The following is a 9,941-nucleotide window of genomic DNA, read 5'->3' on the forward strand; positions in this document are numbered from 1 at the left end:
GTTGCCCCCGTTCGCGGCATCAATATTCGACAGTTGTGCCCATCACAACAACGGCTACCAATGCCGGTTAAAGGTGGGTAACAATGGCAATCTGGCGAATCGAGAAATGCAAGGATGAGGCGGGGTATCGGTCTCACGCGAGCATCTACGGCCTAATTCGTCTTGGACTCTGGACTCAGCCGGTCAAGATTGGCGAGAGGTCAAGCGGCTGGCCCGACGATGAGGTGAAGGCCATCAACGCGGCGCGAGTTGCTGGCGCGAGCGATGAACAAATCCGCGCCCTGGTGAAGCAGCTACACGCCAAGCGAGCGGAAAAGCTGGCCGTGCTGATGGCGGCTTGAGGGGGTGGACATGGCGATCAACACCACCCCAAGAGAAATGCCCACCGGGGACGGCAATCCCACGGCAGGCGGTGCGATCAACGATCTGGATTTTCCCACTGGCGAACGCGCCGACAAAGCTTTCTCAACGCTGCGCGCGGCATATGCGCTAAGGGGCCATGCGCTGCACCGCACCGACCCGGCGGACGGCGAAGTGACCTATTGGGCCGAACGTTGGGGGCTGGTGCGCCACCTGCCCACCTTGCACGACGCGGCGCAATTCCTGGCGCAGATCGGGGGCCGGCTGTGATCGTGGCGACCGATCCCACCGAGCAATTCCGCGCCGCGATCCTGGCCGCTGGCCTGACCCCACCGGATGACATGGTGGCCGATGGCCTGTTGCACCGCTTCCCTACCAATGGGCGGCGCGGTGACGATTCCGGCTGGTACGTGTTGCACGACGATGGTATGCCGGCCGGGGCCTTCGGGTGCTGGCGCAGTGGCCTGCAATCGAGCTGGTGCGCCAAGGCCGACAGCGACATGACGGCGGCAGAGCGCGAGGCCCACCGGCAGCGCATCAAGGCCATGCAGGCGCAACGCGAGGCCGAACAAGCCCGAGTGCAGCAGCAGGCCCGCGATGCGGCGGCGCTGGCCTGGAAGGCTGCGACACCGGCAACCGGGCACGACTACCTGACCCTTAAGGGCATCAAGGCTCACGGCGTGAGGTGCAGCGGGCACCACCTGCTGATTCCGATGCGCGACACATCGGGCACCATTCACAGCCTGCAAACCATCGCGCCCGATGGCGTGAAGCGCTTTCAACCCGGCGGGCGCGTGAATGGCTGTTATCACGCCATTGGCAAGCCTGACGGCCTGTTGATCGTGTGCGAGGGCTACGCCACCGGCGCGAGCATCCATGAGGCTACCGGGCATGCTGTGGCCGTTGCTTTCAATGCGGGCAACCTGCGGGCCGTGGCCGAAGCGCTGCGCACCAAACACCCGGCACTGAAAATCTTCATGGCCGCTGATGATGACGCCCGCACCCCTGGCAACCCGGGCCTGAGCAAAGCGACCGAAGCCGCGCGCATCGTGGGCGGGTTTGTGGCGATCCCTGACTTCGGCGGCGACCGACCCGATGGCGTGACCGACTTCAACGACCTGCACCAGATCGCGGGGGCCGACGCGTTGCGCGCATGTATCGAGGCGGCGGTGCAGGCCGAACCATTGGTGAACGCGCCCAAGTGGCCCGAACCGGAACCATTGCCCGATCCTTTGCCGGCGGTGCTCGCGTTTGACCCCGAGTTGTTGCCCGAGGCGCTGCGCGGCTGGGTGGCCGACATTGCCCACCGGATGCAGTGCCCACCGGACTTTCCGGCGGTGGGGGCTGTGGTGGCTTTGTCGGGCCTGATCGGCGCGCGTGCCGTGGTGGCCCCCAAGGCGCGCGACGATTGGCGCGTGGTGCCGAATCTGTGGGGTGCCATCGTGGGCAGGCCGGGGGTGATGAAGTCACCCGCGTTGTCCGAGGTCTTGAAGCCCCTGCACCGTCTGGAAGCCCGCGAGCGCGAGCAATGGACGGCGGCGCATGAGGCATGGGAGCTTGACGCCAAGGTGGCCAAGCTCGCCGCAGAGGCCAACGAGAAACAGGCGCGCGCGGTTGCCAGCAAAGACCCGGCCAAAGCTCGAACGATGCTGGTCCCGGTGGATACGCCAGAGGAACCGACGATGCGGCGCTATGTCGTCAACGACGCCACTGTAGAAAAGCTGGCCGACCTGTTGACGGCGAACGCATGGGGCCTGCTGGTGTACCGCGATGAAATCCACGGCCTGTTGTGCAGCATGGACCGGCAAGGGCAGGAAGGTGCACGGGGCTTCTACCTGACCGGCTATGACGGCAACCAAGGCCACGCGGTTGACCGCATCGGGCGCGGCGAATCGTTCGTGCCGCGCGTGTGTCTGGCCATGCTGGGCGGCATCCAACCCGGCAAGCTGCAAAGCTACGTGCGCGAGGCCGTGGCCGGCGGCGCGGGTGATGATGGCTTGTTGCAGCGCTTCGGGCTGGCCGTGTGGCCCGATGTGAACCGCGAATTCGCCTACGTGGACCAATGGCCCGATACACCGGCCAAACAGGCCGCATGGGCCGTTTTCGAGCGATTGAACGACCTGCGACCAGCCAGCGACACCGACCCCGAGGAATGGCGGTTTTCCCCCGAGGCGCAAGCCCTGTTTGTGGAATGGCTGACCGGGTTTGAAACCGACATTCGCGGCGATGAACTGCACCCGGCGCTGGTGTCACACCTGGCCAAGTACCGCAAGCTGATCCCGGCGCTGGCGCTGATCTTCGCGCTGGTGGACACACCCGACAGCGGCGACGTGATCCATGCGCGTGAACTTTTGCGGGCGCTGGCATGGGGTGACTACCTGCGAAGCCATGCCGAACGTATCTACGCAGCGGCGGTGACACCTGAATCGACCGGGGCACGGCAACTGCTGGACAAGATCAAGGCGGGCAAGCTGTGCGACAGCGACGGCGTGCTGCTGGATTCCTTCACGCCCCGGCTGTTGGCGGTGAAGCATTGGGCGGGCTTGGGCACACCGGACGCGGTGCGCAAGGCGGCGGACCTGATGGCTGACTATGGATGGCTGGCACGTGAGAATGTGCAATCCGGCGATCCAATGGGCCGTGGCAGGCCCAGTGAGCGTTACCTGTTGCACCCCATTCTGTTGAAGGGGGCCGCATGATGGGCGGGTGGCTTGCACGATTGAAATACGGGAAAGGCTACGAAACCCACGCTACGGAAACTACAGAAACCCCCCAGGGTGATGCGGGCGGGGTTTCCGTAGGTTTTGTAGCGTGTTCCGCGGCACCGTTGCCGGAAATCGAGGCCTGCGAAGTGGCCGCGAGCGACACCGTCACGGCGGACCCTGACCGCTGGTGCTGGCCGCACAGCGTGGCCATGAGCGGGCAGGAAATCGACACCTTCACGGCGCGGCTGGCGCGCTTAACCGACCGGGGCCTGACCCTGGCCGATGTCGAGCATCAGGCCGACCGGTTGACGACGCGGGACCGGGATAGGGACGCCCGGCGGCTGTGCCTGGAATGCGCCCACCTCCAAGGCATTGGCCCTTGGGGCTGTGGAAACTGGCGCAAGGCCGGCGTTTGCATTCGCGGGAGCGACGCGGCCTTGGCGCGCGATCTGGTGCTGGTGCTGCAACGCTGTGACGGATTCAAGGCTGCGACACCATGAGCAAGACAAAACCCATGACCCCCAAGCCCGCGAGCAACACCGACGCGGACCGCCTGAAGGTGGAGAAAGACTCGGCACAAAGCGATGAAGCCCAGGTTGCCGGGGTGGCGCTTGGCGGTGTTGCCGCGAACGCCTTGACCGCCCGCACCTTCGCGGCAGGCACCTTTGGCAGTCTGGACGTGACCGAGTGCGTGAAGGTGTTGCGATTGCGAGCGGAAGCCACGCATGCCGGTGACCTGAAGCACGCGGAAACCGTGCTCACGGCGCAGGCTGCAAACCTGGATGCCATCTTCAACGAGATGGCGCGGCGCGCGGCATTGAACATGGGCGAGTACATGGACGCGACCGAGCGCTATATGCGGCTGGCGCTCAAGGCGCAGAGCCAGTGCCGCACGACGCTAGAAACGCTGGCAGCAATCAAGAATCCGCCTGTGGTTTTTGCTAAGCAGACGAATATTGCGCACGGGCCGCAGCAGGTGAACAACGGCACCGGGGCGCATTTCGCAACCAGTACGCGCCCACGCACGCACCCGCACGCGAAGAATTTTCAGAAGCGACAAAACGAACTATTACCGGACGCACACGATGGCAGCACGCATATGGACCCTAGAGCAACGCCAGCGCCAGCGCGAGGCGATCCAGCGATGGAGGCCGTGGCAGCAGTCCACCGGTCCCAAGACCACGGCGGGTAAGACCAAGACTTCGCGCAACGCATTCTCCGGCGGGCACGCTTTGATGCTGCGTCGGTTGGCTAGGGAGCTGAATGCAGCGATGCGTGAACAGCGCGAGGGTGCCGAGTCCATGAGGACCTAGCCGATATAGACCTCGGGCGGTTCGTGCCTGCTTCTTCTTCAGCAAGCATCGCAGCTGATGGCCCGAAGCGGGCACAGGGCCCGGGGCTGACGGCCGACGCCGCTTCAACTACTGTCACGCGGCGACGTTGCACCGGCTGGCCAATGGGCTAGATGCAGCGATGCGAGAGCATCACGATCGCCAGTTAGTGCTCAGGGTCGCCGAACATGTCCAGCTGGACCGTCGCCCAAAAGATCAGCTCTGTAAGCCGTGGGAAGTAGCCGCAACTGCATGCTCAGATCTCCAGTCAGCACGTAAGAGCAAGCGGAGTCGCTATCCTCGTTAAAGGAGTACAGCCGGTACAAGTAATAGTGCTGCGGATTCCTAGCACTGCATGAAAGCTCGTTAGGCGAGATGAAGAAGCTTGTGCGCGATCCACCCCTGGTGGTTTTGACCTCAATCAGTCGGGGTTGTCCGTCTAGGTCGTAGGACGTGATGTCATACCCAGCGCCGTCCCCTTCTACGACTGATGTGTGAGTTACTTTGTCCGCTAGGTCGGGCCTACCACCGACCCTCAGACGATCTTGTTCATACTTCAATACGAGCAGTTCGCCCTTCAACCCGAGCTTGCGGTTTTTTGAGTCCTGGGCAGCATAGTCAGGCGTCTTTGCTTGGCGGAAAGACTCGGTTGTCACACCGCTACGCGCCGTACCAGGCTCGGGCGCCGCAACTATCTGTAGAGCTGATTTGGCCTGTATTTGCTCTTTCGCTGAGCCATCAATCGCCACGAGCTTGAGCCCAAGCCGGTCGATCGTTTCGTGCGGCGCTGGCCAATTTAGGAGTTGCCACTGAAAGTAAACAGGGCGCTCCCTGCTGCTGTCGTGTGTCAGATAGCCCAGCACGCCCAGGTAGGTGTAGGGCGCACGATTGACTGACCTCAGAAACAAATGAACTTTATTCGTACGGTCGTCGTGCTCGATGAGTTCCCTCACAACCGGGTCATCAAGTCGCTGAGATGGCTGTGACTGCCAGCTCAGTACACCATCGGTAGTGATGGACTCGTCAAAGACGTGTTCACCCTGTTCTTTGCCGAACGTGACGAAGAACACCCAATCGCCTTGGCGAGCTGGCACCCGCACGATTCCCTGGAGTCCCCATGTTCCTGCCTGTGGTATGAACTTCGTGTTCGGAGAAAAGATGCTATGCACCTCCTCTCGCGTGTAGTCATGCCATAGTTGGAGCGGTTTGATCGCGGTCATATCGACAGTGATGGAGCACTGGGATCGTAGTTGGCTTTGTCTTGGAACACATGCCGAACACCTCCACGTGGATTCTCGCAATCACCATCTCTTCGTGGAATCAAGTGAAAGTGACAATGAAAGACTGTCTGGCCAGCCGATGCACCTGCATTTGTGCCCAGGTTGAAGCCAGTCACTGAAGGATCTTTTGCTGTGATAAGTCCTCTCAAGCCATCGAACAATTCATGGCAAGCCAGGCGCTCTTCTGCAGTCAAGCCCCAAAAATCCTCGACGTGGCGAAGAGGGACTACAAGTGCATGGCCACTGGTAACGGGATAAGCATCAAAGAGTGCGACAGCGAGCCTGTTGCGCAAGAGCACCCTGTGCTCTGGTAAGCGGCAGAACGGGCATGAAGATATTGTGGGCTGGGAGACGTGGTGTAGCCCGGTAGAGAGGTTGATCAGCTCAGACATTTTTTCACGTTTATCGCTCGGTCACTCGATGAGTGATGTGAATAAAAATCATATGCAGCTGTCTGCCACATAACAACATCTGGGCTGCTGCCAGTTTCACTTTCCACCTTGACAAGATGTCTTTGAAACCGGCAGTAGCCTACCAGGCGCTATCCAGTCGCGCGTTCACTCCGGGAAATAACGAGGGTGTGTGACCCTTAGCGCAGCCTCCGAGGACGAATTGAGCACGAGCACATCGAACTCAGTGTCAAGCAAGTGACTAACCTGATACTTATAGAAATCAAGTGCTTCACGCCGGCCTTCAGACGTGCTCGGAAATTTTTCGCATCGGACCAACTGATCTGTCAGAGTGTTATACGTTACTACATAAGAATGCATTTGCTCTCCCTGCGCCTGAGGGGTAGTGAAGCCAGAATGCAGAACTCGATAACGACCCAAGAAATCGGAGGCCGCGGGTCCATCGACGCTACCGCCATCAATGCCAACGCAGAAAGCGCCCAGCTTGTCCAGATAGCCCTGCTCGTCGTCCGTGGGGTCACCTTCTTTGGCGCGTTCTCCGAATCGTTCACACGCGTCAGCCCACAAATGTTGAGCAAGCGTGCGTACCTGCACTTCAACTCGGCGGGACGGCTCTCCTAGAACCAAATGCACCGCGCGGTAGCGTCCGGCTGGCAAGTGGCGGTAGTCGAAAGGCTCCCGAACTTCCTTGTTGGCACGCCTGATTACGTCGATCGCGTCTTGCTGGCTTACCGGATCGAGCACAATCACGCGCAAGCCGACGATGTCGTCCATGCGCGAAAGGTCCATGTCCCGGTTAGCCTGCCTCCTAAGTTTTCGTATGATTGATTTCGTCCGTTTCGCGCGGCCCGCCAATAAATAGCGGATCCCCGCGGAGTGGACAGCTGATGAGACATCACCCGAAATCGCAAGAAGCCTGTCGTCGAATTCGCGCCTGAACTCGTCGAGTAAAGCAAGGTCTTCGGCTGAAGCGTCCGCCTCCTTCAACCGTTTTCCCAGCTTCTGAATCTGCTTTCCTGACAGCGTCATCATTAGCTCCGAGGCATCGGCAGGACCATTCCCTTGGCTGAGTAAGTCAAACGTCCCTCGGAATCCGCCTCAATATTAACGGCCGCCACGTTGCCGGAGAAGTCGCGCCACGTCTTGCTCTCAGTGTCGATGACCCTCATCGGCAGCAATTCGCGCTCAAGCTGCCTACGTAGCTCATCAGCGGCACCGCGCACCAAGTACATCAACAGCTTTACCGCCAATTTCCTGTGCGAAAGCTGGGTGTCCATCTTCTTGTTGTGAAAGTCGTACGTTACCCCGTACCAGACGTGTTCGTACCGGTGAGCCTCGAAGCGGCCCTTAGCGTCAAGATCCTGAAGAGCTTCGAAAATTTTATCCAGTGCCATGCCCTCTACGATCAGCTGACCAACCGCCTCCGCCAGGATTTGCTGACCGATCGGACGAAGCAGTAGATGACCACGTCCATTTTCGAAGCGCCGGAACTCGGCCAATTCACGGACTGGGTCTGAGCTTCGCTCGATGGCCTGGAACACGGGCAGATCGTGCACGCGGGTGAGAAAGTCGGAAAACACAGCACTCGCGTCGTCCAGTTGCTCATCGTCGGGGCGTAACTCGACCCGTTTCCATTTCTTGTCGAACGCCTTGATCAATTGGGGCCGTGCGCCTCGGAGGACGCTTTGCACCATCTCCTTTAATGCTTCAAGTGTCGTATACCACTCGCTTCCATCCGGCAAGGCGGACCCGCCCCAGTTCACTCTGTCCCGGGTCTGGCCGTTTCTGGTTGTGCGAAGCAACGGGTGATTTACGCCGACGCGACGAGCCACAATTGCATAGCCGTCGGTCTCGCTGAGCAACAGCGTCTCGCCCTTAGTAGGCTGCTTCGCGTATGCATTCAGCGCATAGAACACAGACCGGACGCGTCGCACCGCTTCGTTGCGAGTTTCGCCCGGAAGGATGGCTGGGATGTATTCGATATGCAGTCTTTCGCCGAGCAGATTTTGCAGTTCGACATCGTCGAGGCCTATCTCCTTGAAGAAATCCTCCCGTGGGAAGAGGTTCAGGACCTTTCCAGTTTTGTCCTTCAGGTACAGCTTGTTTGCTTGGAGATCGGCCAGGCCTTTGATCCCCATCAAGCGGTGCTGTCCATCAAGAGCGTAGATGCTCACCTGCGACGGGTCGAGCTGAATTAGGCCAACCCGCCCACCCGAGTCGAGAGCTTCAAAACCAATCGCGCCTTTGAGCGCCCGCTGGTCTGAAGACCAGTTTTCATGCTGCGGGTCGTTCACCCATCCCGGACTGACGACGGCCAAGATAGGCCCGAACTTCCGGTGCTTGTTGTGAGCCAGGTAAGCACTGAGCTCTGCTTGTCGTGACCAGTCTGGCATTCGCTGCTGGATCTCGTCTATGTTCGCGCGATCGATCGTAAGCAATCCATCCTGAATTTTGTTCTTCATGAATGGCATGTCGGAGCCCATGTTGATGTTCGCCCCGATCCAGGCGAGGTCGTGGTTCACCACGTACGAGGGGGTTCTATGCCAGCGACCCTGCACTCCCATGTGACGGCCCATCTCGCCGCGGAAGGCCAGATATTTGTTCTGGACCTTGGTCACTTCGTCGAGCAACGTGGTTAAGTGCCGCCGCCGCTTCGCTTCCATCGCGGCAAGTTCCTCTAGTTCCTGGTCGAGGGTGTTCAGTTCATTCATCATGTGCTCCTTTGGTGTATCGGACTCGGTTGACCGCCGGGTTGATCGTTCGAATCAGCTCGCGCTCCAGTGAGGTCAGCTGCTCTTTGGGGACTTCGGTAAACCAAAACTCAAGATCTTGGGCAAGCATCGCCGCAGTCACGTCGCGGTTGTGCTCCCGCCATGGGTCGGCGTGCTCGATGAGCCGCCGACGTAGGTTCTCAGTCCGCCCGGCATAGATCGGGTCAAGCGACATCGGGAGGCTGGCCGCGCGCCTCGTGGCTGCGATCACGTACAAGCCGGGCCGCTCAGGCACCCTTGCCGCAGCACCGTGCAGCAGCGTTGAATGCTTCCAGTTTAGCTCGTTCATTTGATTCTCTAGCTGATTTAGGCGGTTGGCTAGCAGTATACAGTATGTTTCTAGCCCGTCAAAAGAATTTATCAGCTAGCAAACGACACCGACACGCTAGTTTCGGCAAACAAGGAAGGCGCTGCTCGGCGCCCATAAGTGTGAAGAGGTCTGATCTTCGTACTCCCGGCCGGCCTAGGTCAGATCGACCCAGCCTCACGGGCACTGTGCTAATCCTGCCGCACAGACCGGTCCGCACATGTACCGGCATTGGAGGCGTTGCTCGGGCTACAGCACGATTGCTGCGCTGACTGACACCGACACAGGCCAGCGGGCCACATCAACCGGCCACGTCGGCGATGTTGCGCAATGGGGCCTAGGTAAGTTCATGCAGCCACAAGAGACCGGTATGGCAGATGCCGGTAACTACCCCGACATGGACGACAAAGAGCCGATCAAGCCGTACCAAGATGCCCGGGATGAGCAGGACAAGAATCCTGAGGACGCGCGTGAAGCCACGAAGACTTCAAGTCAATCGAAGACGAGATCGGCGAGCGCGACAGCATTCGGGTGACTTGGAACACAACGCAAACGCTGGCCTTCGATTTGAAGTCCCCTCGATTTCCTGAGCCAGTCAGAAGTAGAGGTTGGGGAACAGTTTGACACGGTACTCGACCGGAGGGATTCGGCCGAGAGCTTCATGGGGTCGGTGGTGGTTGTAGCGGTGCAGCCAGTCGGCAGTCATGTCGCGCACTTCCTGCAAGCTGTCGAACACGTAGCAGTCGAGCACCTCGGTGCGGTAGGTCTTGTTGAATC

12 protein-coding genes are annotated in these 9,941 nt (G+C 60.0%); 6 read left to right on the forward strand and 6 right to left on the reverse strand.

Translation table 11 applies throughout. The annotated features are described in order from the left end of the window. The first annotated feature begins 83 nt into the window (after positions 1–83). The 5 genes from CAP38_RS07750 to CAP38_RS07770 all read left to right on the forward strand — a co-directional run bounded on the left by CAP38_RS07750 (position 84) and on the right by CAP38_RS07770 (position 4,257). On the forward strand, positions 84–341 hold the full coding sequence (locus tag CAP38_RS07750) for an AlpA family transcriptional regulator (RefSeq protein ID WP_086120621.1): 258 nt from the start codon (positions 84–86) through the stop codon (positions 339–341). A 10-nt stretch (positions 342–351) separates the two neighbouring features. Continuing rightward, a complete protein-coding gene (locus CAP38_RS07755; protein WP_143435774.1) occupies positions 352–630 on the forward strand; it encodes a hypothetical protein in 279 nt (92 codons plus the stop codon). A gap of 2 nt (positions 631–632) precedes the next feature. Beyond that, the gene (locus CAP38_RS07760) at positions 633–3,059 is read left to right on the forward strand and encodes a DUF3987 domain-containing protein (protein ID WP_143435775.1); all 2,427 of its coding nucleotides are present in this window, start codon (positions 633–635) and stop codon (positions 3,057–3,059) included. Between the two features lie 128 nt (positions 3,060–3,187). Then, the gene (locus CAP38_RS07765; RefSeq protein WP_086120627.1) at positions 3,188–3,565 is read left to right on the forward strand and encodes a hypothetical protein; all 378 of its coding nucleotides are present in this window, start codon (positions 3,188–3,190) and stop codon (positions 3,563–3,565) included. A 14-nt stretch (positions 3,566–3,579) separates the two neighbouring features. Continuing rightward, the gene (locus CAP38_RS07770; RefSeq protein ID WP_256924356.1) at positions 3,580–4,257 is read left to right on the forward strand and encodes a hypothetical protein; all 678 of its coding nucleotides are present in this window, start codon (positions 3,580–3,582) and stop codon (positions 4,255–4,257) included. A 312-nt stretch (positions 4,258–4,569) separates the two neighbouring features. Here CAP38_RS07770 and CAP38_RS07775 read toward each other — a convergent pair whose 3' ends face one another. The 5 genes from CAP38_RS07775 to CAP38_RS15175 all read right to left on the reverse strand — a co-directional run bounded on the left by CAP38_RS07775 (position 4,570) and on the right by CAP38_RS15175 (position 9,146). Then, positions 4,570–5,616: a DUF3427 domain-containing protein gene (locus tag CAP38_RS07775; RefSeq protein WP_086120629.1), complete on the reverse strand. Its 1,047-nt coding sequence runs from the start codon at positions 5,614–5,616 to the stop codon at positions 4,570–4,572. Beyond that, positions 5,613–6,068 carry an HIT family protein gene (locus tag CAP38_RS07780; RefSeq protein ID WP_218776566.1) on the reverse strand — a complete coding sequence of 152 codons (456 nt, stop codon included), beginning with the start codon at positions 6,066–6,068 and terminating at the stop codon, positions 5,613–5,615. The genes CAP38_RS07775 and CAP38_RS07780 overlap by 4 nt, the downstream gene beginning before the upstream one ends. 165 nt (positions 6,069–6,233) lie before the next feature. Next, entirely contained in the window at positions 6,234–7,115 is an 882-nt protein-coding gene (locus tag CAP38_RS07785) for a hypothetical protein (RefSeq protein WP_179188489.1), read from the reverse strand. A gap of 2 nt (positions 7,116–7,117) precedes the next feature. Beyond that, a complete protein-coding gene (locus CAP38_RS07790; RefSeq protein WP_179188490.1) occupies positions 7,118–8,797 on the reverse strand; it encodes a DGQHR domain-containing protein in 1,680 nt (559 codons plus the stop codon). Next, entirely contained in the window at positions 8,790–9,146 is a 357-nt protein-coding gene (locus CAP38_RS15175) for a GIY-YIG nuclease family protein (protein ID WP_143435777.1), read from the reverse strand. The genes CAP38_RS07790 and CAP38_RS15175 overlap by 8 nt, the downstream gene beginning before the upstream one ends. Positions 9,147–9,384: 238 nt before the next feature. Here CAP38_RS15175 and CAP38_RS15180 point away from each other — a divergent pair, with 238 nt between their 5' ends. Then, positions 9,385–9,699 carry a hypothetical protein gene (locus CAP38_RS15180; protein WP_143435778.1) on the forward strand — a complete coding sequence of 105 codons (315 nt, stop codon included), beginning with the start codon at positions 9,385–9,387 and terminating at the stop codon, positions 9,697–9,699. A 60-nt stretch (positions 9,700–9,759) separates the two neighbouring features. On the opposite strand, the gene CAP38_RS07795 is transcribed toward CAP38_RS15180, so the two are convergent. Beyond that, positions 9,760–9,941, reverse strand: a 182-nt coding sequence (locus CAP38_RS07795; RefSeq protein WP_143435798.1) for an integrase core domain-containing protein, incomplete at its 5' end; no start/stop codon positions are given.

Origin of the sequence: Hydrogenophaga sp. IBVHS2 (genome assembly GCF_002127215.1) — a bacterium.
Taxonomy (GTDB): Bacteria; Pseudomonadota; Gammaproteobacteria; order Burkholderiales; family Burkholderiaceae_C; genus Hydrogenophaga.

What these genes read in the sequence shown, in the direction of transcription:
- CAP38_RS07750 (WP_086120621.1), top strand. Translation starts at nt 84, where the DNA reads ATGGCAATCTGGCGAATCGAGAAATGCAAGGATGAGGCGGGGTATCGG.
- CAP38_RS07755 (WP_143435774.1), top strand. Translation starts at nt 352, where the DNA reads ATGGCGATCAACACCACCCCAAGAGAAATGCCCACCGGGGACGGCAAT.
- CAP38_RS07770 (WP_256924356.1), top strand. Translation starts at nt 3,580, where the DNA reads ATGACCCCCAAGCCCGCGAGCAACACCGACGCGGACCGCCTGAAGGTG.
- CAP38_RS07775 (WP_086120629.1), bottom strand. Translation starts at nt 5,616, where the DNA reads ATGACCGCGATCAAACCGCTCCAACTATGGCATGACTACACGCGAGAG.
- CAP38_RS07780 (WP_218776566.1), bottom strand. Translation starts at nt 6,068, where the DNA reads ATGTCTGAGCTGATCAACCTCTCTACCGGGCTACACCACGTCTCCCAG.
- CAP38_RS07785 (WP_179188489.1), bottom strand. Translation starts at nt 7,115, where the DNA reads ATGACGCTGTCAGGAAAGCAGATTCAGAAGCTGGGAAAACGGTTGAAG.
- CAP38_RS07790 (WP_179188490.1), bottom strand. Translation starts at nt 8,797, where the DNA reads ATGAATGAACTGAACACCCTCGACCAGGAACTAGAGGAACTTGCCGCG.
- CAP38_RS15175 (WP_143435777.1), bottom strand. Translation starts at nt 9,146, where the DNA reads ATGAACGAGCTAAACTGGAAGCATTCAACGCTGCTGCACGGTGCTGCG.
- CAP38_RS15180 (WP_143435778.1), top strand. Translation starts at nt 9,385, where the DNA reads ATGTACCGGCATTGGAGGCGTTGCTCGGGCTACAGCACGATTGCTGCG.